Here is a 26,050-nt window from a genome sequence, read left to right as displayed (position 1 = left end):
ATTATTAACAGGTCCGGGCCACGGCAAGCCCCCGCTACCGCAATCGGCCCCGCCCTGTTGCGGCAAGGCCAAACCCGCTAAAAGACGGACTGGCCGGACAGCCGGCGCCGCTGCTTCGCGCGACAAAGCGGCCCGGTCGCCGACCATCGAACGGCCTCAATGTGAACCAATCAGAGTGCCCATGAAGCTGATCCGCCCCCTCGCCGCGCTCGCCCTCCTCGCCGCAACAACGTTTCCGGCCCTCGCCGCCGACGCCGTCTTCCCACCTGGCTTGCGTCTCGGCATGGTGCCGTTGATCGGCCTCAGCACGGCAAAAACCTTCCCGGGCTTCGAGAGCGAGGACGGCAACGTCAAGGTGCTGATCACCGAGCTACCGCCGGCCGCCTATGGCGAGGTCGTGGGCGCCTTCAACTCCAATCCGGCCGGGACCAATGGCGTCAAGCAGGACAAGATCGAGACCCCCGCCGGTCTCGCCTATTTCACGACCGAAAGCGGCAAGGCCGGCGATACCCCGGTGAAACGCTATTCGATGATCGTGCCCGGTGCGGGCTTCTCCGGCTATGTCGCGGTGCAGATTCCGGAGAATGCTACGAAGATCTACACGGATGAAGCGGTGCGGCAGATGTTTGCGAGCGCCGTCACCCGCAAGCAGGTCTCGGCCGAAGAGCAGATCGCGCTGATGCCGTTCAAGATCACGGATCTCGCCGACTTCAAGGACGTCCGGACCCTGGCGCCGGGCAGCAGCATCATCCTGGCCGACGGCGACGAGAGCACGGGCTACGAGTCGAAGCCGTTCATGATCCTCGGTGTGATCGGCGCCACCCCGCAACAGGCTGACGACCGCGCTCGCTTCGCCCAGGAGGCGGCGCTCCAGATTCCCGGCGTGCGTGAGTCGCGCGTCACCATGTCGGAGCCGATCCGCATCAACGGACAGCAGGGATTCGAGACCCGGATCGATGGCGTCAGCGGCAAGGACAAGGTGCCCGTGACCGTGGTGCAGTGGATCCGCTTCTCGACTGGAGGCGCATCATTGCGCATCGTCGCCAGCGCCCCGCGCGACAAGTGGTCCGCCGCCTTCACCCGCTTCCGCGCCGTGCGCGACGGGATCCAGCCGAAGGGATAGCTGCATCCGCAAGCGAGATGCGCTCCCCCCTCGCGGGGCAGGGCCGGGGAGCGGGCTGTCTCAACAGCGAAGGCTCTCCCAAAGGAGAGAGCCCTCACCCGGCCGCGTTGCGCACGATGAGGATCGATCAGTTCGGCGCGCCGCTCGACTCATTGTTGTTGGCCGCCGGCGCAGCCTTCGCGCCACCCTTGGCGACGCCGACCAGCGCCGGGCGCAGCACGCGCTCACCGATGGTGTAGCCGGCCTGCATGATCTGCACGACGGTGCCCGACGGCACCGAGGCATCGGGCACTTCGAACATCGCCTGATGGAAGTTCGGATCGAACTTCTGCCCCTGGGGATCAAGTTTCTTGACACCGTGCTTCTCGAGCGCGCTGTGCAGCGAGCGCTCGGTGAGCTCGACGCCTTCGATCAGCCCCTTCAGGCCGGCATCGGCATTGGCGCGCGCCTCCGCCGGGACGGCATCGAGCGCGCGCTGGAGGTTGTCGGCGATGTCGAGCACGTCACGGGCAAAGCCGGTGATGCCGTAGAGACGCGCATCGGCGACTTCCTTGGCGGTGCGCTTGCGCAGATTTTCCATCTCGGCCAGCGTCCGGAGCATCCGGTCGCGCGCCTCGGCAGCTTCCTTCTGCAAGCTTTCGACCGAACCGGGCTCGGGATCATCAGGCATGATGTAGGGCTTCGAGACCACGGGCTCGCCGGTCGGCGCTGTCGTGTCTTCGGGTTGCCGTTCGTGATCAGTCATCGGCTCACTTCTCGAACTTGGCTAAAGGGATTTTTCTGGCCCGGATATCGTGCTTCAGACGGCGAAAATCAAGCGCCCGTGATCGGCAGCCTGGCCGATCAGCCGCCGAGGAGGCGGCTGACGATGCGGGCGGCGTAGTCCACGGTCGGGATCACGCGGGCATAATTCAGCCGCGTCGGGCCAATCACGCCCAATACGCCCACGATGTGCCCGGCGGCATCACGATAGGGCGAGATGATGGTGGAGGACCCCGACAGTGAGAACAGCTTGTTCTCGCTGCCGATGAAGATGCGCACACCCTCAGCGGTTTCGGCCCGGCCGAGCAGATCGATGACGCCGCGCTTGGTCTCGAGATCGTCGAACAGCAGACGCACCCGCTCCAGATCCTCCAGCGCGTGCAGATCTTCGAGCAAATTGGCATGGCCGCGGACGATGAGCTGGCGATCCTCGTTCTCGCCGCCGGACCAGCTGGCGATGCCGGCCGAGATCACTTTTTGCGTCAGCTGATCGAGTTCGGCGCGCGCCGCGCCGAGAGCAGTCTCGAGCTCGAGCCGCGCCTCGGCCAGCGTGCGGCCGCGGATGCGGGCATTGAGGAAATTGCCGGCCTCGGCGAGCGCCGAGGAAGGAACTCCGGGGGGCAGCGTCAGCACGCGGTTTTCGACCTGGCCGTCCTCGCCGACGAGGATCACCAGCGCCTTCTCCGGTTCCAGGCGGACGAACTCGATATGCTTCAACCGCGCATTGGATTTTGGCGTCAACACGACGGCTGCGGCACGGGTCAGGCCCGACAGCCGCATCAGGGCCTGGTCCAGCGCCGCCTCGACGGACTGCGCTTCGCCGACGGAGGAGAGCTGGCTCTGGATCGACTGCCGCTCGGCCTCGTTGAGATCGCCGACCTGCATCAATGCATCGACAAAGAAACGCAGGCCGAGTTCCGTCGGCAGCCGGCCGGCGGAGGTGTGGGGCGCATAGATCAGTCCGAGCTGCTCCAGATCGGACATGACATTGCGGACCGAGGCCGGCGACAGCGGCGTGGCGATCAGGCGCGAAATATTGCGCGAGCCGACCGGCTCACCGGTCGCGAGATAGCTTTCGACAATTTGACGAAAGATGTCGCGGGAACGCTCGTTGAGCTGGGCAAGGCCTGCGCGCGGCGCGATCAGATGGATCGGATCGTGATGGGCCACAGACGGTAACTCCTCTCAGATGCTCGTAATTTGTCGATCCCGGGCGCTTCTGACAAGCGTTGCGTTTGCGGCCTCCGTAACAGGGGTGAAAAAACCTTGCCGGCCACCCTCGCCCCACCTACAAGCACCGCGAACAGCCTTTTTCCGTGAGTTTTGGAGGAATCCCATGCGGCCAAGCCGCCGTGCGCCCGACGAATTGCGCCCCGTGACGCTAGAGCGCGGCGTGGTCAAATATGCGGAAGGCTCGTGCCTGGTGAAATTCGGCGATACCCACGTGCTGGTCACCGCCACGCTGGAGGACCGTCTGCCGCCGTGGCTGAAGGGCCAGGGCCGCGGCTGGGTCACCGCCGAATACGGCATGCTGCCGCGCGCAACCTCGGAACGGACCCGCCGCGAGGCTTCCGCCGGAAAGCAGAGCGGCCGCACTGTCGAGATCCAGCGCCTGATCGGCCGGTCGCTTCGCACCATCATCAATCTCGAAGCGCTCGGCGAGCGCCAGATCACGGTCGATTGCGACGTGCTCCAGGCCGACGGCGGCACGCGCACGGCCTCGATCACCGGCGCCTGGGTCGCGCTGGCCGACTGCATCAACTGGATGAAGGCGCGCAACATGGTCAAGGCCAACGTGATGCGCGACAACGTCGCCGCGATCTCCTGCGGCATCTACAACGGCACGCCGGTGCTCGATCTCGACTATGCCGAGGATTCGGAAGCCCAGACCGACGCCAATTTCGTCATGACCGGCGATGGCCGCATCATCGAGGTGCAGGGCACCGCGGAACGCGAGCCGTTCACCGAAGCCGAGCTCCTGGCGCTGATGACGCTGGCCCGCAAGGGCGTCGCGCGTCTGGTGGACTTGCAGAAACTGGCTGTGGCGTAGTCAATAGGCCATGCACCGCCGAATCACGGACAAGCTGGTCATCGCGACCCACAATCCCGGCAAGCTCGCCGAGATGCGGGAGCTGCTTGCGCCGTACGGCATCGAGGCGGTGTCGGCCGGCGAGCTCGGCCTGGGCGAGCCGGACGAGACCGGCACCGATTTCCGCAGCAACGCCGCGATCAAGGCGATTGCGGCGGCGCAGGCAGCGAAGCTTCCCGCCTTCGCCGACGATTCCGGCATCGTGGTCGACGCGCTCGACGGCGCGCCCGGCATCTACAGCGCGCGTTGGGCCGGCCCCGCCAAGGATTTCAATGCGGCGATGACGCGGATCGAGCGCCTGCTGCAGGAGCGCGGCGCGACGACTGCCGACAAGCGCAGAGCCCATTTCGTCTCGGCACTCTGCGTCGTCTGGCCCGACCATCATCTCGAAGAGGTCGAGGCGCGCGTCGACGGCACGCTGGTCTGGCCGCCGCGCGGCAATGCCGGCTTCGGCTACGATCCGATGTTCCTGCCCGACGGCCACGACCGCACCTTCGGCGAGATGACCAGCATCGAGAAGCACGGCCTGCCGCCGCTCGGCCTCGGCCTGTCGCACCGCGCCCGCGCCTTCGTGAAACTGGCGGAGATCTGCCTTGAGCCGCGCTAGAGCGTTTTCGAGCGAAGTGGATACCGGTTCGCGCCAGGAAAACGCGTCAAAACAAGAATCCGAAGCCTTCGGCGTCTACGTGCACTGGCCGTTCTGCCTGTCGAAGTGCCCCTATTGCGACTTCAACAGCCACGTCCGCCACGCCGCGATCGACGAGGCCCGCTTCGCCTCCGCCTTCGCGCGCGAGATCGCCGCGACCGCCGAGCGCGCGCCGGGCCGCGAGGTCACTTCGATCTTCCTCGGCGGCGGCACGCCGTCCCTGATGCAGCCCGCAACCGTCGGTGCCGTGCTCGATGCGATCGGCAAGCACTGGTCCGTCGCAAGCGACGTCGAAGTCACGCTGGAGGCGAACCCGACCAGCGTCGAAGCCACGCGCTTCGCCGGCTATCGCACCGCCGGCGTCAATCGCGTGTCGCTCGGCGTGCAGGCGCTCGACGATGCCTCGTTGAAGGCGCTGGGCCGGATGCACAGCGCCCGCGAGGCACTCGAGGCCGTCGCCATCGCGCGCCGCTCGTTCGACCGCTATTCGTTCGACCTGATCTACGCCCGCCCCGACCAGACGCCGGCGATGTGGGCCGACGAGCTGCGGCACGCGATCGATGAAGCGGCCGAGCATCTGTCGCTCTATCAATTGACGATCGAAGAGGGCACGCCGTTCTTCGGCCTGCACCAGGCCGGCAAATTGAAGACGCCGGACGAAGCCGTTGCGCGCGCGCTCTACGACGTCACGCAGGAGACCTGCGACAGACTGGGGCTGCCGGCCTACGAGATTTCAAATCACGCGCGACGCGGCGCCGAGTGCCGGCACAATCTGGTCTATTGGCGCGGCGATGAATATGCCGGGATCGGCCCCGGCGCCCACGGCCGCCTCGACATCGACGGTATCAGGCACGCCACCGCCACCGAGAAGCGTCCCGAAGCCTGGCTGATGCGCGTCGAAAGCACCGGCCACGGCATCGTCACGGACGATCTGCTCAACAGCGAGGAGCGCGCCGACGAATTCCTGCTGATGGGATTGCGCCTCGCCGAAGGTATCGACCCCGAGCGCTACAAGGCGCTCTCGGGCCGCCCACTCGATCGCAAACGCATCGCGCTGCTGCGCGAGGAGGGCGCGATCACGGTGGATGCAACGGGCCGCCTGCGCGTGACCAGCAGCGGATTCCCGGTGCTCGATGCTGTGGTCGCGGATCTCGCGGCTTAGGTTTTCGTTTTCGGAGTTGTGGCCCGAACGCCGATTTCTATTGGGCGAGAACAGGTCCCTTTTAGGGTCGAGCGAGGATCGCTTTGATCAAAAAAGTGATTCGCCATCAACGGGTTAGTAACCCATTGATTTTTTAAAGGATGCGGGCGGAAATGGCTTCCATAACGTATTTTTCCAGGTGCGCTTTCTTATCTATTGAAACAGTAAAGGCGGGGCCAGGTAGAGATCTGACAAGATCGGCAAACTGCCGATCGAATTCCGCGCGAAGTATTTCATTTTCCAATGCCGCAAATTTCCCCTTGCGAGCCATAATACCTCGGCGATGAAGCACGATGTCAGATCTTTGGAATATTCGCCGCTTTAGCGCAGATAGCCGGGTTGTGAATGTGAGGTCATGCACATCCTGACGGAAAACAAGTCCGGTGACACTCAGATAGCGCGCCACGGCCTACCCCGTCGCCAGGCTTTCGATCGTCAAATTCCGGTTGGTGTAGACGCAGATGTCGGCGGCGATGTCGAGGGAGCGACGGACGATGGTCTCGGCGTCCTTGTCGGTGTCGAGCAGGGCCCGTGCCGCCGCGAGGGCGTAGTTGCCGCCGGAGCCGATCGCCATCACGCCGGCTTCGGGCTCGAGCACGTCGCCGGTGCCTGTCAGCACCAGGGAGACGTCCTTGTCCGCGACGATCATCATGGCCTCCAGCCGCCGCAGATAGCGGTCGGTGCGCCAGTCCTTCGCGAGCTCCACGGCCGCCCGGGTGAGCTGCCCCGGATATTGCTCGAGCTTGGCTTCCAACCGCTCGAAGAGCGTGAAGGCGTCGGCAGTGGCGCCGGCAAAGCCGCCGATCACGTCGCCCTTGCCGAGCTTGCGGACCTTCTTGGCGTTGGACTTGATCACGGTCTGGCCGATCGAGACCTGGCCGTCGCCGCCGACCACCACCTTGCCGCCCTTGCGGACCGTCAAGATCGTGGTCCCGTGCCAGACCGGCGAGCTGTTCTGGGAAGCCTGCATGAATGATCCTCGTTGTCCGGCCTGATTTAGGCGGTCGTGGGCGGGGGCACAACGGGCCGTTCCGGCCCTAGATTTCGCTCACCATAGGCGGAAGTGCTGGCCTGCCGGAGCGTTCCCGCAGTAGCGAAGGTGTCATTTGGCTGTTAAAAGACCGCCGTTTTCGGCCCCCGAGCGTCATCCGGAAAAGTGGACACCGGTCTTCCGGAAGGATCATGCTCAAATAGAAGCGAAAGCCAGCCTTCAATGCGCACCGCGACGATCAAGCGCAAGACCAAGGAAACCGACATCGAGGTCACTGTGAACCTCGATGGCACCGGCGTGGCCAATATCGCGACCGGCATCGGCTTTTTCGACCATATGCTCGATCTCCTCGCCCGCCATTCCCGCATCGACCTCACGGTCAAGGCGGTGGGCGATCTGCACATTGATCATCACCATACCACCGAAGACACCGGCATCGCGCTCGGCCAGGCGGTCAAGCAGGCGCTCGGCAACATGGCGGGCATCACCCGCTATGCCGGCGTGCACATGCCCATGGATGAGACCCTGTCGCGCGTGGTCATCGACATTTCGGGCCGCCCGTTCCTGGTTTTCAAGGCCGACTTCCCCCGCGACAAGATCGGCGAGTTCGACACCGAGCTCGTGCGCGAGTGGTTCCAGGCCTTCGCCATGAACGCCGGTGTGACTCTCCACGTCGAGACCCTATATGGCGATAACAGCCACCATATCGCCGAGTCCTGCTTCAAGGGTCTGGCGCGGGCGCTGCGTGCGGCGGTTGCGATCGATCCGAAGGCGGCGGGCGAAATCCCGTCCACCAAGGGCTCGCTCGGCGGCTGACATTCCGTCTCGCGGCAAAGCGCGCTGCTTGCGGTATCATTGAATTCAGAGAACGGGGCATCACCATGCCTGTCTACACAGTCCACGCTCCCTTCCCTGGCGGAGCCGATCTGCGCGCGACCGACAAGTTCGTCTTCGTGCGCGACGGCTTCCATTTCTGGGCGATGATCTTCGGTCCGTTCTGGCTGCTGTGGAATCGGTTGTGGCTGGCGCTGATTGGCTGGCTGCTTTTCACGGCCGCGTTCAGCGCGGGGCTGTCCAGCCTCGGTGTCGGACGCAGCTCGATCGTCTATGCCAATCTCGTCGTTGCGCTGCTGATGGGTTTCGAGGCCTCTAGCCTGCGCCGCTGGACCTTGTCGCGTGGCAAGTGGCGGCAGCTCGACGTGGTCGTTGCCGACAACGGCGACACCGCCGAACGTCGCTTCTTCGAGCGCTGGAGCCAGAAGCAGCACGGCATCGTCAACGATCAATGGGCCATCGATCGCGGCGGCCCGCCGCCGACGCGCAACGCGCCGGGGCAGCAATTTTCGAATCCGCCGCCGCTTCCGGCCGGCGGCATCATTGGTTTGTTTCCAGAACCGGGAGGGTCAAGATGAGCGTCGCCATCATCGATTACGGTTCCGGCAACCTGCATTCCGCCGCCAAGGCGTTCGAGCGCGCCGCGCGCAGCCTGGAGACCCCGCAAAAGGTCTTCGTCACCAGCGATCCGGACCAGGCCTATGGCGCCGATCGGCTGGTGCTGCCGGGTGTCGGCGCCTTCGCCGACTGCCGGCGCGGGCTTGATGCCGTCAACGGCATGGTCGAGGCGATCACCGAGGCGGTGCGCGTCAAGGCGCGGCCCTTTTTCGGCATCTGCGTCGGCATGCAGCTGATGGCGAGCCGCGGCAAGGAACATGTCATCACCGAAGGCCTGAACTGGATCGGCGGCGACGTCGAGAAGATCACCCCGCGCGACGAGAGCCTGAAGATCCCGCACATGGGCTGGAATACGCTCGAGGTCCTCAGAGAGCATCCTGTGCTGACCAAGCTGCCGCTCGGCCCCAAGGGCCAGCACGCTTATTTCGTGCACTCCTATCACCTGAACGCCGCCAGTGAAGCGGACGTGCTTGCGCGCGCCGACTACGGCGGGCCCGTCACCGCGATCGTTGCGAAGGACACCGCAATCGGAACGCAATTCCACCCCGAGAAGAGTCAGCGCTTCGGGCTGGCCCTGATCTCGAACTTTTTGCGATGGAAGCCGTGATTCTCTTTCCTGCGATCGACCTGAAGAACGGCCAGTGCGTGCGCCTCGAGCAAGGCGACATGGCGCGCGCGACCGTTTTCAATCTCAATCCCGCAGCCCAGGCGCAGAGCTTTGCCGAGCAGGGCTTTGAGTATCTCCACGTCGTCGACCTCGACGGTGCCTTTGCCGGTAAGCCGGTCAATGCGCAAGCCGTCGAGGCGATGCTGAAGACGATCAAGATCCCGGTGCAGCTCGGCGGCGGCATTCGCGATCTCAAGACCGTCGAAGCCTGGCTCGACAAGGGGATCACCCGCGTCATCATCGGTACCGCCGCGGTGCGCGATCCGGAACTGGTGAAGTCTGCGGCGAAGAAATTCCCCGGTCGCGTCGCGGTCGGGCTCGACGCCCGCGACGGCAAAGTCGCGGTCGAAGGCTGGGCCGAGACCTCGCAGGTGACCGCACTCGAGATCGCGCAGCGTTTCGAGGATGCAGGCGTCGCCGCCATCATCTTCACCGACATCGCGCGCGACGGCCTGCTCAAGGGGCTGAACCTGGACGCGACCATCGCGCTGGGGGACAGCATCTCCATCCCCGTGATTGCTTCCGGCGGCCTCGCCTCGATCGAGGACGTCAAGGCGATGCTGACGCCGCGCGCCAGAAAGCTCGCCGGTGCGATCGCCGGCCGCGCGCTCTACGACGGCCGGCTCGATCCCGCCGCCGCCCTCACCTTGATCCGCAACGCGCGCGCCTAGGAGACATCGGATGTTCAAGGTGCGCGTGATCCCCTGTCTCGACGTCAAGGACGGCCGCGTCGTCAAGGGCGTCAATTTCGTCGATCTGCGCGATGCCGGCGATCCCGTCGAAGCGGCGATCGCCTATGACGCCGCCGGCGCCGACGAACTCACCTTCCTCGACATCACCGCGACCCATGAGAACCGCGGCATCATGCTGGACGTCGTCCGGCGCACGGCGGAAGCCTGCTTCATGCCCGTCACCGTCGGTGGCGGCGTGCGCGAGGTCAACGACATCAAGACGCTGCTGCGCGCCGGCGCCGACAAGGTCTCGATCAACAGCGCTGCGGTATCGCGGCGCGAGTTCGTCAAGGAAGCTGCCGAAAAATTCGGCGAGCAGTGCGTGGTGGTGGCGATCGACGCCAAGCGGGTCAAGCGCCCGGGCGGCGACCGGTGGGAGATCTTCACCCATGGCGGCCGCAACTCGACCGGCATCGATGCGATCGAGTATGCCCAGGAAGTGGTCTCGCTCGGTGCCGGTGAAATCCTGCTCACCTCGATGGATCGCGACGGCACCAGGCAGGGATTCGACATTCCGCTGACCCGTGCGATCGCCGACAGTATTCCCGTTCCCGTGATCGCCTCGGGTGGCGTCGGCAATCTCGACCATCTCGTCGACGGTATCCGCGACGGGCACGCCACGGCCGTGCTGGCCGCCTCGATCTTCCATTTCGGGGAATTCACCATCCGCGAAGCCAAGGAGCACATGGCGCGCCGCGGGCTGCCGATGCGCCTCGATGCCTGACGACTTCGGTTCATAAGAATGCTAGATTGGCGGATGGCCGCCGTGGCCCCGTGTGTTTCCGAGTAAGTCCGATGCCGCGTTTCACGATCCACGACCTGGCCGAGACCATCGATGCCCGCGCGGCCTCCGGCGGCGAAGCGTCCTATACCCGCAAGCTCCTCGACAAGGGCGCCGAGCATTGCGCCAAGAAGTTCGGCGAGGAAGCAGTCGAAACCGTAATCGCTGCAGTCGAAAACGATCGCGCGCATCTGATCGCTGAAAGTGCCGATCTGCTCTATCATTTCCTTGTGCTGCTGAAGGCTCGCGGCATAAAGCTGGAAGAGGTCGAAGCCGTGCTGGACAAGCGGACTTCGATGTCGGGGCTGGAAGAAAAGGCGTCGCGCAAGGGCGGCGGCTAGGCAAGAGCGAACAGATCGCAACGGAAAGGCGGCGTCATGGATATCCGCGCACCCGAGCAGCAGTATAATCCATATCGCGTCTATACGCGCGAGCAGTGGGCGCGCCTCCGCGACGATACGCCGATGACTCTCGAGCCGGGCGAGTTCGACCGGCTGCGCTCATTGCACGACCGCCTCGATCTCCAGGAAGTCGAGGACATCTATCTTCCGCTGTCGCGACTGTTGTCGATCTATGTCGACGCCATGCAGCGCCTGTATTACGCAGAGCGTCAGTTCCTCAACATCCGCGACCGCAAGGTGCCCTACATCATCGGCGTCGCCGGCTCGGTTGCAGTCGGGAAATCCACCACAGCACGTGTGCTTCAGGCGCTGCTGGCGCGCTGGTCGCCTCGGCCGAAGGTCGAGCTGATCACGACCGACGGATTCCTCTATCCCAACGCGGTGCTCGAACGGCACGGCATGATGCAGAAGAAAGGTTTTCCGGAGAGCTACGATCTGCCGCTGCTGCTCAGCTTCCTCTCCGACATCAAGGCGGGCCGTGGGCATGTGCGCGCGCCGGTTTATTCGCACCTGACCTATGACATCGTGCCGAACCAGTGGGCCGAGATCGACCAGCCCGACATCCTGATCGTCGAGGGGGTCAACGTGCTGCAAACCGGCAAGCTGCCGCGTGACGGCAAGGCAGTGCCCGTGGTCTCCGACTTCTTCGATTTCTCGGTCTACATCGATGCCGACGAAGTGGCACTGCGGCAATGGTACATCAAGCGCTTCCTGGCGCTGCGCGACACCGCCTTCACCAATCCAAAATCCTATTTCAACCGCTATGCGCTGCTGTCCGACGAGGAAGCCACCGCCACCGCGATCGCGATCTGGGAACGCACCAACCTCGCCAATCTCGAGGACAACATCCTGCCGACCCGTCCCCGCGCGACGCTCATCCTGAAGAAGGGCGCCGACCACACGGTGGAGAGCGTGGCGCTCAGGCGGCTATGATCGCCGCCGTGAACGCGGCGTTGGCTGGTTCGAGCACGGTATCTTTTGTTGCAGACCTACGATGGCTATTCCGCTATTCCTTTGGGAAACGGCAGGAAAGGCACCATGGTTGATCGTCTCAGAAGCGCTGCGGAGCAACTCGAAGCGCCGACCTGCCCCGACTGCCATATCGAGATGAAGTGGTTCCGCTCCGAACTGCTCGCGGACGAGCCGACCCCGATCATCGCGCATCTCTTCGTGTGCCCGCACTGCAAGCGCGCGGCCCAGGCGGACACCATCTTCCGGGGAGCCCAAGTGCCGCCCGAGAAGCTCTCTGCGCCGCGCTTTGTCGGCTATGCCGCGTAAGAGACCCTTCCGGGCCGGCCAGATTCGAACTCCGGCTGGCGCTCCCGCCCGCTAGAGCGTTTTCGAGCGACGTGGACACCGGTTCGCGTCACGAAAGAGCGTCAGAACAAGAATCTAGAGCCGCGTTCCGATTCCATCGGAACGGAACGGCTCTGGAGACTCACCGTCTGGAGCCGTAAATGATGGTCATTTCCGGGCTTCCTGTCGCGCTTTCGAGCCCATGTAAATCTGCCACGCCGTCAGAAACATCGCGGCGACGAGCGGGCCAATTACGAAGCCGTTCGCGCCAAAGGCCGCAAGGCCGCCCAGGGTGGCGATCAGCACGACATAGCTCGGCATCTGGATCGACTGGCCGACCAGGATCGGGCGAAGAAAATTGTCCGCCAGGCCGATCACGAATGTCCCGAAGGCGAGCAGGATGATGCCCTTCGTCACGGCGCCTGCCATGAGCAAATAGAGTGCGACCGGAACCCAGACCAGCGCGGAGCCGAGCACGGGCAGGAGTGAAAGCAGCGCCATGAGGGCGCCCGCCAGCAGGGGCGCAGTCAAGCCGAGCAGCCAGAAAATCAGGCCGCCAAGCGCCCCCTGAATCAGGGCGACGAGCACGATCCCCTTGATCGTCCCGCGAACGGCGAGAATGAACGCATTCAAGATCTCGGCGGTGTGGCTCGGGCGCAGCGGGAGCGCATCGCGGATGCGTGCGTTGAGCTCGTCACCGTCGCGCAGCAGGAAAAACAGCAGGTAGAGCATCACGAGCAGGCTCGCGACGAACTCCAGCGTCAACTGACCGATGTTGAGCGCATGCCCGGCGATCTGTTGGCCGGCCGGGACGACCAGACCCGACAGGCGCTCCTTCAGGGCCGAAAGATCGATACTGGCCAGGCGATCCGAAATGGAAGCAGCCCAGCCGGGCAGCGCCAATTTCAGCTGCTGCAGGGGATGCGCGAAACTGATCTCCCCGTTCTGAACGCGCTGATAAAGCTCGCCACCCTGGTCAATGAGCGAAGCGATGACGATCGCCACGGGGATCAGCACCATGACGATCACGACGACGACAGTGAACAATGCGGCAAGGTTGTGCCTTCCCGGGAGGGTTTCCAGGGCGCGCCGATAGAGGGGGGCGAAGATGATGGCCAGCAGGATGGCCCACAACAATGCGCCAAAGAACGGCCAAAGCACCCATGCGAACGCAACGGAGATCGCGGCAAGCAAAATGAGGAATGAGCGGTCTTCTGATGTTCTCACGTGTTCGCCAGCTTTCAGTTACTACTCGGAAGGTTGGTATCACAGGACTGCGGCGGGGCGGCAAGTCGGGCCGGGCCAATCGTCCGGCAACGACGCGCTCGCGCTCGGCAATGCTGGTTTGCCGAGACGTCGCCGCAACATGCGTTCCGCGCCCACCTGATGCTGATCTTGCAGTCGGGCCCTTTTGTCAGTCCGCTCGGAACGCGGTTCCCCCGTGTGATGGATTGAGAAAGTCTGCTCTTGCCCGTCGGCAGTCCGGGCCGGGCGCCGGTCCCTCACTTGCCTGCGTTCGCGTTCCAGTCGGCAAGCTTGATCCGCCCTGCAAAGGTCGCGGGACCCGAGCTGCTTGCCTTGTAGACGAAGGCTTCGCCTTCCTGCACGTCGCCGGCTTCCTTGCCGAAGGCATCGGCAATGTTGGTCTTGTGGGTCACCAGGAAGGTGTTGGTGCCGGCCTTCGGCGGCGCATCGACGAGCTGCCGCACGGCCTGCCCGGCCTTTGCATTGGCACCGGTCGGGTTTGCCATGCCCGACGCGCTGGCATTGCTGCTGTCGGTGAGCGCATCGACCGGCTTGACGTCGCGGCCGGAGATCAGCTTGCCAGCCTCGATCGCGCGGTTCAGCCGGCTGGCGAAGACCTCGCCGATCGGGATCGCGAGATCCTTGATCGCCGTTCCGATCTGGCGCGCCATGTCCCTGCCCTTTTCGCTGAGCTGACGCTGGGCGCTCATGTCGTCGAACTTGAAGGGGTAGACGTCCTTCTGGCTGTCGTCGGTGGCGGTGTGCCGGAAGATCAGGACGTAACCGCCCTGCTTCAGGGAGGTGATGAGTTCCGCCGTATCGGCCGCAGCGTGTTGAGAAAATCCGGCGAGAAAAACAACGAGTGCGAGGCGGCAAAGCACGTTCATGCGCAAATCCTCTACTGCAAAATGCCCCCCGGAGGATGGTGACGCGCAACGCGCTGGATTTCAATTGTTGATTGCTGCCGAGCCAGAGTTCCCTCGATCTCTGGTCAGGCTGCCGGGTGCCGTGACGCGGCCAGCCCGGCCAGCGCCTCGTCCAGCTTATCCCGGTCGAGCGGCTTGATCAGGAAGCCGTTCATTCCCGCTTCGAAGCAGGCGTAGCGGTCTTCGACCAGCGTATTGGCGGTGAGCGCCAGGATCGGCGTGGACTGGCGACTCATGGATGCCTCATGTGCGCGGATGCGTTTCGTCGTCTCGATGCCGTCGAGCTGCGGCATCTGGATGTCCATCAGTACGAGGTCATAGGGCGTGCCGCCCGATGACGCCGCGAGCCAGGATTCCAGCGCCGCTTCGCCATGGACGGCGATGACGACGCGGTGGCCGAGCTTCGTCAGCAGCGAGCGCATCAGGAGCGCATTGATCTCGTTATCTTCGGCCACGAGGATCGACAGGCCTTTCGTTGGCGCTCCTCGTGCCGAGGATTCAGCCAGCCGTTCGGGTGCGAGATCGGGTGAAGGCACCTCCGGCGTCAGCGCCAGGCGTGCGGCGAGCGAGGCGGCGCGCAGCGGCTTCATCAGAAATCCGGTGAAGGCCGGCGAAAATGCCTCGTGACGCGAGCTCGACGTCAGCAGCACCAGGCGCTGTAGCGCATGCGACAGCGCCGCCTCGCCCAGATGGTCGGCGACGGCAGCACCGATCGCCCGATCGATGAGGACCGCGTGCCACGAGCGTTCCGGCAGAAGCGCTTCGGCGACCGCCGCATCCGCAACCATGCAGATCTGGCCACCCCAGCGCTCGAGTCGGCGCGCGATCAACGAGGCCTCGATGCCGGCGGCGACGATGAGCATCGACTTGCCGGTGAGATCGGGGCTCGGAAAAGCCGTCTGTCCGGCGCCGGCCTGCGAAGGCGGAAGCGGCACCGCGACCTCGAATGTCGAGCCCCTGCCCGGTTCGCTGGTGAGCGTGACCCGGCCGCCCATGCGCTTGACGATGCGCTCGCTGATGGCAAGGCCGAGCCCGGTGCCGCCATAGGTACGGGCGACGCGCTCGTCGGCCTGCTCGAACTCGCGGAAGATGCGCTGCTGTGCTTCGGCTGCGATCCCGATGCCGGTATCGCGGACCAGGAAACTGATCTCGTTCGGCCAGATGCCGGGCTCGACGATCAGCGCAACGCCGCCGCTCCCGGTGAACTTGATGGCGTTGCCGGCGAGGTTGAGCAGCACCTGGCGCAGCCGCGCGGCGTCGCCGACCACCTCGAGCGGCAGGCGCTCGTCGACATAGGCGGCGATCTCGAGCGTCTTCGCCTGAGCGCGCGGCGCGAGCAGCTCGGTGATCTCCTCGACCAGGGCCGAAAGCGCGAAGGGACGCTGATCGAGGTCGAGCTTGCCGGCCTCGATCTTGGAATAGTCGAGCAATTCCTCGATCAGCGCCATCAAGGCTTCACCGGACGTCTTCACCGCCCTCGCATAGGTCGCCTGCTCGGGCGTCAGCGTGGTATCGAGCAGGAGTCCGCCCATCCCGATGATGCCGTTCAGGGGGGTGCGGATTTCGTGCGAGGCCATCGCGAGGAAACGCGACTTCGCGCGGTTGGCGGCGTCGGCCTGGTCGCGGGCGTCGGCCAGTGCGCGTTCGGTCTCGGTCCGGTCGGTGACGTCGCGTCCCACGCTCTGCAATTCTGCGGGCTGGCCGGCATCGAGCCGGACATAGCCCTCGCGCCAGGCGATCCAGCGCGCGCCGAGCGAGGTTGCGATCTTCTGGTCGTGGACGCGGGTGCCGCTGCTCTCGCGGGCGCTGTCGCCCTGCTCCAGCACGTCGAAATCGAAGCGCGTGCCGACCAGCGCGCCGCGCGCCTGTCCTGCGAGTGCGCAATAGGCCTCGTTGGCAAAGGTGATGCGGCCCTCGTTGTCGCGCAGCACGATCAGGTCGCCCTGCTGCTCGTACAGACTGCGGGCGCGCTCTTCGGCTTCCTTCAGCTCCCAATTGCGGTCGATCAGCGCCTCGTTGTGGGCGGCAAGCGTCCGCAGTCGCTTGTTGACGAAGCGCAGCCGCATGCTCAGCGTCGCAAGGCCGAGACAGGCGAGCGCGAACAGGAAGCTCGCACCGATCGCAAACGCATTCGGATCGTAGCCGGAATTCTCGGAACGGCTGCCGGAGACGAAACCATAGGCGGCGCCGAACGTCGCCGAGAAGATCATGAAGGAGCGGATCGCGAAGGCCAGCCTGGGATGCTGCCGCCTGAAGCGACGCATGCGCACCTTGATCCGGAACGTCCGACCCATCGCCACCGATCCCGACCTCTTGCTGCAAAACCTGTGATCGCCGCGTCCGACGATGTCGCGTCGACCTTGCGAACAGTTTGCGACTTGGAGGTCGCCTCCAAACAGGGTTGACGGGATGTTAACGGCTCAGAGCGAGGCGGCCTGGAGATGACGGTGGCCGCCGCGGGCGCCGACGATCAGCGCCGCCGCCTCGCGCTGCGAGAACGTCTTCGAGCGCACATAGATGCGGTAATCCGCCGGTCCCTCGCTGGAGAGATAGATCACCTGGCCGCCATCGACGGGCTCAGCCGCAATCGAGACAAGACGCCGCGACGGATTGGCCTGGCAGGAGTCCGCCTCGGAGCCGAGGCCGTCGTCCACCACGGTGAAGTCCGCTGTATCTGCGTTGTCGGTGATCTGGACCCGCACCGTGGCCTGCGCGGGATCGTCGGTGAAGGCGACATGCACGCCCGCGGTCCAGAACAGGGATGTGAGTTCGACGGATGTCTCGCCCAGCGCGATGCAGGGCTGTGAGACCGATCCGATCTCGGCGCGGGCAAACACCGCAGCCGCCAACAGGGGAACAGCCGAGGCCAAGATATTCAAACGCAACATGACGCTCTACTCGCCGGGCCCTTGGGAACTCACAACCGAAACTCGCGGGCCTTATGGTTTGCAGAGCGTAAAGGAAACTCGTTACCGCCAGGTTGATGCGCGGAATGATCAGGCCATCTGGCGCACATCCTCCGCGAGCGCGCGGTAGGACAGGGCTTCTGCGAGATGCAGGCGACCGATCTTGCCGGCGTGATCGAGGTCGGCCAGGGTGCGCGCCACCCGCAGCACGCGGTGATAGCCGCGCGCCGACAGCCGCATGGTCTCGGCGGCATCCCGCAGCAGCTTTTGGCCTTGCGCATCCGGCTTTGCGATCTCCTCCAGCACCGAGGCGGGCGCCTCCGCATTGGTGCGAATGTGGGGCAAGCCTGCATCAGCATAGCGCGCGAGCTGGATGTCGCGCGCCGCGGCCACGCGTGCGGCGACCTCGGCCGAGCCCTCGGCGGGCGGCGGCAGGATCAGGTCCGCCGCGGTCACGGCCGGTACCTCAATGCGCAGATCGATGCGGTCCATCAGGGGACCGGAAATGCGCGCCTGGTAGTCGCCGGTGCAGCGATCGATGCGGCCGCGTTTGCAGGCATAGCCGGGCTCGAACGCATTGCCGCAGCGGCAGGGATTCATGGCGGCGACCAGCATGAAGCGGGCAGGATAGGTGACGCGGTGATTGGCGCGCGACACCGCCACCTCGCCGTTTTCCAGGGGCTGACGCAGCGAATCCAGCACGCGCGGATCGAACTCCGGCAGCTCGTCGAGGAACAGCACGCCTTGATGCGCCAGCGAAATCTCGCCGGGCTTGGCGCGCATGCCGCCACCCGTCAGCGCGGCCATGCTGGCGGAATGATGCGGCGAGCGGAACGGCCGCCGCGCCGTCAGCGCGCCGCCTTCGATCTCGCCCGCCACCGACGCGATCATCGAGACCTCGAGCAGCTCGCCCGGCGACAGCGGCGGCAGGATCGAGGGCAGCCGTGCCGCCAGCATCGACTTGCCGGCGCCGGGCGCGCCGATCATCAGGAGGTGATGGCCGCCGGCGGCCGCGATCTCCAGCGCGCGCTTGGCGCTTTCCTGGCCTTTGATGTCGCGCAGGTCGAGCGTGGAGGCGGCGGCCTCATGCACCTTCGGCGAGGGCCGCGACAGCACCTGCGTGCCCTTGAAATGGTTGGCGATCTGGATCAGCGAACTCGCGGCGATGATCTGGATGTCCGGGCTCGCCCACGCCGCCTCGGAGCCGCAAGAGGCCGGGCAGATCAGCCCTTCCTCGCGCGCATTGGCGCCGATCGCGGCGGGAAGAACGCCGGCCACCGGAGCGATTGAGCCGTCTAGGCCGAGCTCGCCGAGAACGGTGAAGCCGGCCAGCGCATCCGGCGGGATCGCGCCGATCGCCGCCATCAGCCCGAGCGCGATCGGCAGGTCGTAATGGCTGCCTTCCTTCGGCAGGTCGGCCGGTGCCAGATTGACGATGATCCGCCGCGCCGGCAGGGCCAGTCCCGAGGCGATCAGCGCCGAGCGCACCCGCTCGCGCGCCTCGGATACTGCCTTGTCCGGCAGGCCGACGATGGCGAAGGCCGGCAGGCCAGGGGCGACCTGCACCTGCACGTCGACCGCGCGGGCCTCGATCCCCTCAAAGGCGACGGTAGAAACCCGCTGAACCATGCTCAAACCAGCCTGCCCCTTTCGCGCAATTAGGGGTAGCAGAGCGCGGTCGCTTGCGCAAGAACAATACGGGAACATTCCCCGGCACCGGCGCAAGTCCTAACCAGTCGTAAACGTGACGCGAAGACTACGTCTCGAATGCCGGCTTCTGTCCTCAGCACATTCCAACGAATGTTCGCTACTCCTGAGGCTGCGGGATGGGCCGTAGTCTAACAGTGAAGTAACAAGATGCTTGCAAATCGCCGGAGAAGCGAACGTCGGGTGTGCAGCCGGCTCGCCAAGATACATTTTGGCGCGGGGTCGCTGCCGCGGGATTGCACGATCACGGATATTTCGGACGGAGGCGTGAAGGTGGTCGCCGAATTCCTGGAAGTGCCGCCGCAATTCACCATCATCTTCGCGCCGGACTATTCCCGCCAATGCCGCCTGCGCTGGCGCATCGGCTGCGAGTTCGGCGCCGAATTCGTCGATTAGAACATGATCCGGAAAGCCTGGAGCGGCTTCCCCGGCGGGATCATGCTCAAACGGTAGAGCGACCCCCGCTGCTTAACGGGACTTTAGCGTTAATCGGTAAGCATCGCTGATCAGTTGCCGAGTGATCAGAGTATGTCCAAGCGTTCGCCCCTCGCCTTGCCGGCGAGATTCCTGCTTCCCGCACTTCTGGTGCTTGGCCTTGGCGGCTGCCAGACCGCCGGCATCGACGATGTGACCGGCGCGCTTGGCATCAAGTCGGAACCGGCCGGCAGGGCCGATACCAGGGCCGATACCAGGCCTGACATGGACGCGCTTCGCGAGCGCTATCGCGCCAAGCCCGGCGATCCCGGCGTTGTGCTGGCCTATGGCAAGGCGCTGCGCGAGACCGGTCAGCGCGCCCAGGCGGTCGCGGTGATGGAGCAGGCCGTGCTCGCCCATCCCAGCAACAAGGCGCTGCTCGCCGGCTATGGCCGCGCGCTCGCCGACAACGGCAATTTCCAGCAGGCCTTCGACGTCCTCAGCCGCGCGCATTCGCCGGAAGATCCGGATTGGCGCATCCTGTCGGCGCAGGGCGCGGCGCTCGACCAGCTCGGCCGCAACGAGGAAGCACAGCAATATTACGCCGCGGCGTTGAAGATCGCGCCCGACGAGCCGCAGGTGCTGTCCAATCTCGGCCTGTCCTACATGCTCCAGAACAATCTGCCGCGCGCCGAGGAAACCCTGCGCCGCGCGCATGAGCGCAATCAAGCCGATTCCCGCGTGCGCGCCAATCTCGCGCTCGTGCTCGGCCTGGAGGGAAAGCAGACCGAAGCCGAGGCCATCGTGAGGGCCGATCTGCCGCCTGATCAGGCGGCGGCAAAGGTCACGGCGCTGCGGCAGTTGGTGTCGAAAAAGCAGCAACGCGCGGACAAGTAGCCCGACCGTGTTCGATTGATTCCTGTTTGACGCGTTCTCCGGAGTCGAGCCGGATCCACTCAGCTCGAAAACGCCGTCAGCCCTACGACGCCTTGCGATGCGGGGCCGAGCTGCGCCCCGATCTGCCCTTCAGCTTCTTCAGCAGCGGCTCGAGCAGCGAACGCTTCGGCTTCTTCACCTCGCCGCGGCCGGCGAGGCGGTTCGCCATGCTCTGGAACAGAAGGGTGGTGCGGTGGGTCCTGGAGACCTCCGCGATCATCTGGCCGTTGTTGGCGGCGGTCGAGAACAGCTTCGAATCGAACGGGATCACCGCGATCGGCTGGCTCTCCATGGTCTTGGCGAACGACTTGACGTCAATCTCCGCGCGCTTGTGCATGCCGACCTGGTTGATGCAGTACAGCGGCGGGCGATCATTGGGGCGTGCCGCTTTCAGCACGGTCAGCATGTTCTTGGTGTTGCGCAAGTTCGCGAGATCGGGCTCGGCCACGATCACGATGTCGTCGGCGTTGACCAGCGCGCGCCGCGTCCAGCCGGACCATTGATGGGGAACGTCGAGCACGATGCAGGGCGTGGTCATGCGCAGCGTGTCGAACACCGCGTCGAAGGCTTCGGCGCCGAAATCGTAGACGCGGTCGAGCGTGGCGGGCGCCGCCAGCAGGCTGAGGCGCTCGGTGCATTTTGCGAGCAGGCGCTCCATCAGCGCCGTGTCCGGCCTGTCCTGCGACAACACCGCATTCGCGATTCCCTGCACCGGATCCTGGTTGTAGTCGAGGCCCGCCGTGCCGAAGGCGAGGTCGAGATCGATCACGACGGAGTCGAGTGCGAGGTCGCGGGCGATGGTCCATGCTAGATTGTGCGCGACGGTGGATGCACCGACGCCGCCCTTGGCGCCGACCACCGCGATGACGCGGCCGGTGATGATGGCCTCGGAGGCCGAGAACAGGCTGCAGATCGAGCGGACGACGTCGAGGGTCTCGACCGGCCCGACCACGTAGTCGTTGACGCCGCGGCGTACCAGCTCACGATAGGGTGCGGTGTCGTTGGGGCTGCCGATCACGACCACGCGGGTGCCGGGATCACAGACGCCGGCGAGATCGTCGAGGCCTTCGAGAAGGTCGCGCGTGCCGTCGGACTCGATGACGATCACGTTCGGCGTCGGCATCGTTTCATAGACCTCGATCGCCGCGGCGAGGCCGCCTTCCTTGGCGGTGAGGTGGGCCTTGGCGAGCCGGCGATCCTGGCCCGCCGCGGTCATCGCGGCAAGCGTCTGCTCGGTCTCGCAAAAGGCTTGCACCGAAATGCGAGGGACAGGCGCAATGTGTTCCTCGGGGTGCCGCGGATCGTCCGCGTCTTCGTCGTGGAGAGCTGTCATCTGCCGGTGTCGCTGAGTTTGGCCTTGTCGGATTCGGGAGAGGGCGTCGCGACCGGCGTGCCCTTGCGGTAACGGTCGAACGCGATATTGCGCCGGGCGGTGTAGGAGGGCGTCTCGGCGCGTGGCTGCTCGAGGTCGGCCGGGTTGTCGATCATCGCCGCGAGATTGCGCTGGCTGGCGCAGCCCAGATTGAAATAAGGCCGGTTCTCGCTGTAGCCGGGGTCCAGGATGGAGGGGCCGACGTCTTCCGGCCAGAGCCCGCAGGGACCGGCGACTGCCGCGATCTTCGAATAACTGACGCGGATGGTGGGGAGCAGCCCGGGATCCTCGGGGCGATAGGGATGCTGGACGATGGCACGCGACGGCACGCCGCCGGACGTGAGCACCGACCGGATCTCCTGATAGGTCGCAGCAGCCGCGCGCGAATTGGCGGTGTCGACGGGCACGTCGACGACGACGGAGCCGGTGCCCTCGTGCCCCCAGTCCCGTGCGATGCCCGCGACGTCAGAATGCTGTGCGGCCGAGAGGCCGCCTCTCGCTTTGCCGACGAAGATGACGATCGACTTCTTGCCTTCCTGCACCGCGATCGGGTGGCGCTGGCGATAGTCGGTCGGCACCGTCTGGGTGACGATCTCCGTGGTGTTGCAGGCGCCGAGCATGACGGACAGGCCCGTCAGTGCCAGCGCGATCCGCAGCTTGCGACGTCGATCGGCCGATGTGTTCGTCATCGCCTGGTCCCCTCTTGCCCCGTTTCTTGCTCCGGTCCCCAAACCGTTCGTCTCAGTCGATGATGAAGCCGAAATCACCGGGCGTGCCGCTGATCGGATCGACGCGGCGCGCGATGCCGTAGAGGCGGTTCATGCGCCCAAGCAGCGCGGTCTGCGCATCCGAGGCCGGCGCGAAGCCGTCGTCGGGCCGCGACAATTCCTTCTGGGCCACCGCGCGCACCACATAGGGCGTCACGATCACCATCAGCTCGGTCTCGTTGTTGACGAAGTCGCGGCTGCGGAACAGCGCACCGATGATCGGCACCTGGTCAACGCCGGGCAGGCCGTTGATCGCCTGCTTGGTCTGCTGCTGGATCAGGCCGGCCATTGCCATCGAACCGCCCGAAGGGATTTCCAGCGTCGTCTCGGCGCGGCGGGTCTGGATCGAGGGGATGGTGATCGAGTTGTTCGTTGTCGCGGACACCGCCTGCGTCAACGTGATCGAGTTCGTGTTCGACAGCTCCGACACCTCGGTCATCACGCGCAGGCTGATGCGGCCCTCGCTGAGCACGACCGGGGTGAAGTTCAGGGAGATGCCGAACTTCTTGTAGGTGACCTGGGTGGCACAGGAGCGGGTGACCGGATCGCAGGTATAGCCTGCGGGGATCGGGAACTCGCCGCCGGCAACGAACGTGGCGGATTCGCCGGAGATCGCGGTCAGGCTGGGCTCGGCCAGCGTGCGCATGACACCGGCACTTTCCATCGCCCGCATCGTGGCGCTGACGGTGGCGACGCCATTGGAGAGGCCGGCGACGCCGAGTCCGTTGCTGCCGACGATTGGCCCGCCAGAGACCGAGAACGGGTTGGAGTTGTTGAAATTCACCACAGCCGTGCCGGCGTTCAGGCTGGCGCTGAGATCGACGCCCAGCTGCTTGACGATGTCGCGGCGGACTTCGCCGACCACGACCTTGAGCATCACCTGGTCGCGGCCGCGCACCACGATGTTGTTGACGACCTTGTCCGAGCCGCCGACGAGCTTTGCGGCGACGTCGCCGGCCTGCTGCGCTTCGACCGGGCTCGATACCGAGCCGGTCAGCATCACGCTGTCGCCGACGCCTTCGATCTGCACGCCCGGCAAGGACTGGCGCAGCGCCGCGCGCATGCCGTTGAGATCGCGCTTCACGGCGATGTCGTAGGAGGCAACCTGCTGGCCGTCGGCGGTGAAGAACACGACGTTGGTCTGGCCGACTTGGCCGCCGATGATATAGGCACGCTGGGACGAGCGGATCACCGCGTTGGCGATCTTGGGATCGGCCACGAGCACGTCCTTGACCTCGCGCGGCAGGTCGATCACGACGGACTTGCCGACGCCGAGCGACAGGAAGCGCGTCCTCGCCGGTGCGATCGTCGCGACCGGCGACACGCCGAGGTCCGGCGCCTGTATCGGCGCCTGGTCGCCGACCGGCGCGTCCGCAGCGCTGACGACGTCGGAGGCCGCGAGCAGCCCCAGCATCGACAGCGTCCCCGCCAAGAACGAGCGCGCGCGCTTCCCCCGAATGCGCAGGCCCGTCCGATCACCCCCGTAGTTCATGCTGTCCCCATCACTTCTGTGACGTCAGTTGCCGTGCCTGCACGCCATAACGGATCACGTTCACGCCGCCCGAACGCTTGATCGCCTGTTCCTCGGGCGTGCCGTCGACCGCGTTGGCATCGACGATGCTGCGCAGCGCGAGCGTCAGTGTGCCGCCCTGACGCGCGGCCGAGAGCGTGGCGACCTGATCGGGTCTGAGCTCGAGCGTGACGGTCTTGCCGACGACGGCGTTCTGGCCGTCCTTTTCCTTCGGCGCCTGGTCGATCGCTAGCACGCGGATGTTGGTGAGAATGACCTCGGACAGGACGAGGTCGTTGCCGCCGGTCGGACCGTTATTGTCGCCGTCGGGATTCTTCAGGCGGCGCGTCAGGACGATGTCGACGCGGTCATTCGGAAGGATGAAGCCGCCGGCGCCGGTCTCCGCTGAAATCTCGGTGGAGACGGCGCGCATCCCGGACGGCAGGATCGCGGCCATGAAGCCGGAGCCTTCGGCCCTGACCAGTTTCTGCTCGCGGATCGGCTCGCCCTGCATCAACGGCACGCGCGCGATCGAGCCGGCGATCTGGGTTTGCGCCTCGGGTCTGCTGTCGCGGCGGATGAAGGCGCTGCTTGCGGTCGCCGCAGGCCAGGCCTGCCATAGCAGGTCGTCGGGCTTCACCGCCTGGCCGAGCTGGATGTCGTTCTTGGCGACGAGGACCTCGACCGTCGGCAATTTCTCGGCGACGGATTGGGCAGGGGCGGGCGCATTCTGGTAGCCGCTCGCCAGATATGCAGCGACGCCGCCGGCGCCCAATGCGATGACGAGAACGACAATGCGTGCGGTGTTCATACGCCTGTACTCTTACGCGGGGCACTCGAACCGCACGTGGCGTGTTCCCCCGTGTCGATGAGTAGGGAGCAAAAGTATAAGGGGTGTTGCGAGGCCGGATGCGATGGCCGGCGGCGATGCCGGATTTCGGCAGATGGTGAACGCGGCGTTATTCGATCGGCCAGCGGCTCCGTAGTTTCACGCAGACCGGCGCGCGCGCTCGAATGCGGCACGTGGCCGTCATGGTGAACGGGTGGTTAGTGACGGCGCGGCTCGAAGCCTCGTGTCATCGCAATGTGTGTGCGACGCGCAGGTGCTCGTCCTGCCGTGTAGGACGAGCACCTCAGGACGACGATGATTGGAATGACGCCAGCGTCGCCGGCGCTACTTCGCCCGCTTCTGCTCGATCACGTCCCAGATCTTCGCCGCGACGTCAGGGCCGCCGAGCCGCGAGATGGCGCGGATGCCGGTCGGAGAGGTGACGTTGATCTCGGTGAGGTTGCCGTTGATGACGTCGATGCCGACGAACAGGAGGCCGCGCTCGCGCAGCGCCGGGCCGACGGTGGCGCAGATCTCGCGCTCCCGCGGGGTGAGGTCGGTCTCCTGTGCCGCGCCGCCGCGCACCATGTTGGAGCGGAGGTCGTCGGCGGCCGGCACGCGGTTCACCGCGCCGGCGAACTCGCCGTCGACCAGGATGATGCGCTTGTCGCCGTGCTTCACCTCGGGGATGAATTGCTGGATCACCCAGGGCTCCCTGAACGTCACCGAGAACATGTCGAACAGCGAGCCGAAATTCATGTCCTGCGGCATCACCCGGAACACCGCCGCGCCGCCATGGCCGTGCAGCGGCTTCATGACGACGGCGCCGTGCCTGTCGCGAAACGCGTTGATCTCGTCAAGGTCGCGCGAGATCAGCGTCGGCGGCATCAGCTGCGGAAAGTTCATCACGAACAGCTTTTCCGGCGCGTTGCGCACGGAGGCGGGATCGTTGACGACCAGCGTCTTCGGATGGATGCGCTCCAGGAAATGCGTCGAGGTGATGTAGGCGAGGTCGAACGGCGGGTCCTGGCGGAGCAGCACCACGTCGAAGCCGTCCAGCGCTTCGCGCCTGGGCTCGCCGAGCGTGAAGTGGTCGCCGGGCTCGTCGCGCACGGTCAGGAGCTGAACCGGCGCGACCAGCTCTTCACCGACCATCGAGAGCTTGTCGGGCGTGTAATAGGACAGGCCATGGCCGCGCTTCTGCGCTTCGAGAAGCAGCGCAAAGGTGGAATCGCCCTTGATGTTGATGCGGGCGATGGGGTCCATCTGGACGGCGACGTTCAGTTTCATGGTCTGCC

General features: G+C 65.4%; 28 protein-coding genes. 14 read left to right on the top strand and 14 right to left on the bottom strand.

Translation table 11 applies throughout. The features are described from left to right. Positions 1–181 precede the first annotated feature (181 nt). Positions 182–1,123, top strand: a complete 942-nt coding sequence (locus tag ACYCVF_RS17275) for a hypothetical protein (protein WP_459598240.1) — start codon at positions 182–184, stop codon at positions 1,121–1,123. A gap of 127 nt (positions 1,124–1,250) precedes the next feature. Here the strand turns inward: ACYCVF_RS17275 and grpE are convergent, their stop codons facing one another. After that, entirely contained in the window at positions 1,251–1,868 is a 618-nt protein-coding gene (grpE, locus tag ACYCVF_RS17270; protein ID WP_459598238.1) for a nucleotide exchange factor GrpE, read from the bottom strand. Positions 1,869–1,966: 98 nt separating this feature from the next. Further along, complete coding sequence (gene hrcA / locus ACYCVF_RS17265) at positions 1,967–3,055, bottom strand: heat-inducible transcriptional repressor HrcA (RefSeq protein ID WP_459598236.1); 1,089 nt, start codon at positions 3,053–3,055, stop codon at positions 1,967–1,969. 166 nt (positions 3,056–3,221) lie between these two features. Between hrcA and rph the strand changes: the two genes are divergently transcribed. Genes rph through hemW form a run of 3 tightly spaced genes read left to right on the top strand, consistent with a single transcriptional unit; the run spans position 3,222 to position 5,782 of the window. Further along, complete coding sequence (gene rph / locus ACYCVF_RS17260; RefSeq protein WP_459598234.1) at positions 3,222–3,935, top strand: ribonuclease PH; 714 nt, start codon at positions 3,222–3,224, stop codon at positions 3,933–3,935. A 10-nt stretch (positions 3,936–3,945) separates the two neighbouring features. Further along, positions 3,946–4,581: an RdgB/HAM1 family non-canonical purine NTP pyrophosphatase gene (gene rdgB / locus ACYCVF_RS17255; protein ID WP_459598232.1), complete on the top strand. Its 636-nt coding sequence runs from the start codon at positions 3,946–3,948 to the stop codon at positions 4,579–4,581. Positions 4,582–4,597: 16 nt separating this feature from the next. Then, positions 4,598–5,782, top strand: coding sequence for a radical SAM family heme chaperone HemW (gene hemW, locus ACYCVF_RS17250; RefSeq protein WP_459599650.1), 1,185 nt, complete (start codon positions 4,598–4,600; stop codon positions 5,780–5,782). Positions 5,783–5,915: 133 nt separating this feature from the next. Here hemW and ACYCVF_RS17245 read toward each other — a convergent pair whose 3' ends face one another. Together ACYCVF_RS17245 and hslV are read right to left on the bottom strand one after the other, a co-directional pair. Further along, positions 5,916–6,227, bottom strand: a complete 312-nt coding sequence (locus ACYCVF_RS17245; RefSeq protein WP_459598230.1) for a hypothetical protein — start codon at positions 6,225–6,227, stop codon at positions 5,916–5,918. 3 nt (positions 6,228–6,230) lie between these two features. After that, positions 6,231–6,791, bottom strand: coding sequence for an ATP-dependent protease subunit HslV (gene hslV, locus ACYCVF_RS17240; RefSeq protein WP_124162013.1), 561 nt, complete (start codon positions 6,789–6,791; stop codon positions 6,231–6,233). Positions 6,792–7,034: 243 nt separating this feature from the next. Here hslV and hisB point away from each other — a divergent pair, with 243 nt between their 5' ends. From hisB to ACYCVF_RS17200, 8 genes are all read left to right on the top strand, one after another. After that, positions 7,035–7,628: an imidazoleglycerol-phosphate dehydratase HisB gene (hisB, locus tag ACYCVF_RS17235; RefSeq protein WP_459598227.1), complete on the top strand. Its 594-nt coding sequence runs from the start codon at positions 7,035–7,037 to the stop codon at positions 7,626–7,628. 65 nt (positions 7,629–7,693) lie between these two features. Beyond that, positions 7,694–8,224 (top strand): DUF2628 domain-containing protein, encoded by a 531-nt coding sequence (locus tag ACYCVF_RS17230; protein WP_459598225.1) that lies wholly within the window; start codon positions 7,694–7,696, stop codon positions 8,222–8,224. Continuing rightward, positions 8,221–8,871 carry an imidazole glycerol phosphate synthase subunit HisH gene (gene hisH / locus ACYCVF_RS17225; protein ID WP_459598223.1) on the top strand — a complete coding sequence of 217 codons (651 nt, stop codon included), beginning with the start codon at positions 8,221–8,223 and terminating at the stop codon, positions 8,869–8,871. The genes ACYCVF_RS17230 and hisH overlap by 4 nt, the downstream gene beginning before the upstream one ends. Continuing rightward, on the top strand, positions 8,868–9,602 hold the full coding sequence (hisA, locus tag ACYCVF_RS17220) for a 1-(5-phosphoribosyl)-5-[(5-phosphoribosylamino)methylideneamino]imidazole-4-carboxamide isomerase (RefSeq protein WP_459598221.1): 735 nt from the start codon (positions 8,868–8,870) through the stop codon (positions 9,600–9,602). Before hisH ends, hisA begins: the two co-directional genes overlap by 4 nt. A gap of 10 nt (positions 9,603–9,612) precedes the next feature. Continuing rightward, a complete protein-coding gene (hisF, locus tag ACYCVF_RS17215; RefSeq protein WP_459598219.1) occupies positions 9,613–10,386 on the top strand; it encodes an imidazole glycerol phosphate synthase subunit HisF in 774 nt (257 codons plus the stop codon). Between the two features lie 71 nt (positions 10,387–10,457). After that, positions 10,458–10,784, top strand: coding sequence for a phosphoribosyl-ATP diphosphatase (locus tag ACYCVF_RS17210; RefSeq protein ID WP_459598217.1), 327 nt, complete (start codon positions 10,458–10,460; stop codon positions 10,782–10,784). A 36-nt stretch (positions 10,785–10,820) separates the two neighbouring features. Continuing rightward, entirely contained in the window at positions 10,821–11,777 is a 957-nt protein-coding gene (gene coaA / locus ACYCVF_RS17205; RefSeq protein ID WP_459598215.1) for a type I pantothenate kinase, read from the top strand. 105 nt (positions 11,778–11,882) lie between these two features. Next, positions 11,883–12,122: a hypothetical protein gene (locus ACYCVF_RS17200; protein WP_459598213.1), complete on the top strand. Its 240-nt coding sequence runs from the start codon at positions 11,883–11,885 to the stop codon at positions 12,120–12,122. Positions 12,123–12,308: 186 nt separating this feature from the next. Here ACYCVF_RS17200 and ACYCVF_RS17195 read toward each other — a convergent pair whose 3' ends face one another. The 5 genes from ACYCVF_RS17195 to ACYCVF_RS17175 all read right to left on the bottom strand — a co-directional run bounded on the left by ACYCVF_RS17195 (position 12,309) and on the right by ACYCVF_RS17175 (position 18,846). After that, complete coding sequence (locus ACYCVF_RS17195; protein WP_459598211.1) at positions 12,309–13,367, bottom strand: AI-2E family transporter; 1,059 nt, start codon at positions 13,365–13,367, stop codon at positions 12,309–12,311. A gap of 275 nt (positions 13,368–13,642) precedes the next feature. Continuing rightward, on the bottom strand, positions 13,643–14,272 hold the full coding sequence (locus ACYCVF_RS17190; RefSeq protein ID WP_459598209.1) for a histidine phosphatase family protein: 630 nt from the start codon (positions 14,270–14,272) through the stop codon (positions 13,643–13,645). A 104-nt stretch (positions 14,273–14,376) separates the two neighbouring features. Then, the gene (locus tag ACYCVF_RS17185) at positions 14,377–16,605 is read right to left on the bottom strand and encodes an ATP-binding protein (RefSeq protein ID WP_459598207.1); all 2,229 of its coding nucleotides are present in this window, start codon (positions 16,603–16,605) and stop codon (positions 14,377–14,379) included. A 126-nt stretch (positions 16,606–16,731) separates the two neighbouring features. Beyond that, complete coding sequence (locus ACYCVF_RS17180; protein ID WP_459598205.1) at positions 16,732–17,199, bottom strand: hypothetical protein; 468 nt, start codon at positions 17,197–17,199, stop codon at positions 16,732–16,734. 108 nt (positions 17,200–17,307) lie between these two features. Then, the gene (locus ACYCVF_RS17175; protein WP_459598203.1) at positions 17,308–18,846 is read right to left on the bottom strand and encodes a YifB family Mg chelatase-like AAA ATPase; all 1,539 of its coding nucleotides are present in this window, start codon (positions 18,844–18,846) and stop codon (positions 17,308–17,310) included. A gap of 228 nt (positions 18,847–19,074) precedes the next feature. Between ACYCVF_RS17175 and ACYCVF_RS17170 the strand changes: the two genes are divergently transcribed. Next, positions 19,075–19,320 (top strand): PilZ domain-containing protein, encoded by a 246-nt coding sequence (locus tag ACYCVF_RS17170; RefSeq protein ID WP_018644993.1) that lies wholly within the window; start codon positions 19,075–19,077, stop codon positions 19,318–19,320. A gap of 132 nt (positions 19,321–19,452) precedes the next feature. Continuing rightward, a complete protein-coding gene (locus ACYCVF_RS17165; protein ID WP_459598200.1) occupies positions 19,453–20,235 on the top strand; it encodes a tetratricopeptide repeat protein in 783 nt (260 codons plus the stop codon). Positions 20,236–20,317: 82 nt separating this feature from the next. On the opposite strand, the gene ACYCVF_RS17160 is transcribed toward ACYCVF_RS17165, so the two are convergent. The 5 genes from ACYCVF_RS17160 to gshB form a co-directional block, all read right to left on the bottom strand. Then, entirely contained in the window at positions 20,318–21,607 is a 1,290-nt protein-coding gene (locus ACYCVF_RS17160) for an AAA family ATPase (protein ID WP_459598198.1), read from the bottom strand. Further along, positions 21,604–22,335 carry a CpaD family pilus assembly protein gene (locus ACYCVF_RS17155; RefSeq protein WP_061023621.1) on the bottom strand — a complete coding sequence of 244 codons (732 nt, stop codon included), beginning with the start codon at positions 22,333–22,335 and terminating at the stop codon, positions 21,604–21,606. The genes ACYCVF_RS17160 and ACYCVF_RS17155 overlap by 4 nt, the downstream gene beginning before the upstream one ends. Positions 22,336–22,387: 52 nt before the next feature. After that, positions 22,388–23,905: a type II and III secretion system protein family protein gene (locus ACYCVF_RS17150; RefSeq protein ID WP_459598196.1), complete on the bottom strand. Its 1,518-nt coding sequence runs from the start codon at positions 23,903–23,905 to the stop codon at positions 22,388–22,390. Positions 23,906–23,915: 10 nt separating this feature from the next. Next, complete coding sequence (gene cpaB / locus ACYCVF_RS17145; protein WP_459598194.1) at positions 23,916–24,734, bottom strand: Flp pilus assembly protein CpaB; 819 nt, start codon at positions 24,732–24,734, stop codon at positions 23,916–23,918. Positions 24,735–25,097: 363 nt separating this feature from the next. Then, entirely contained in the window at positions 25,098–26,042 is a 945-nt protein-coding gene (gene gshB / locus ACYCVF_RS17140) for a glutathione synthase (RefSeq protein ID WP_459598192.1), read from the bottom strand. Positions 26,043–26,050 lie beyond the last annotated feature (8 nt).

This window comes from Bradyrhizobium cedriense, from assembly GCF_054602315.1.
Note: the sequence above shows the minus strand (reverse complement) of the source record. Positions and strands in the feature narration are given on the sequence as shown.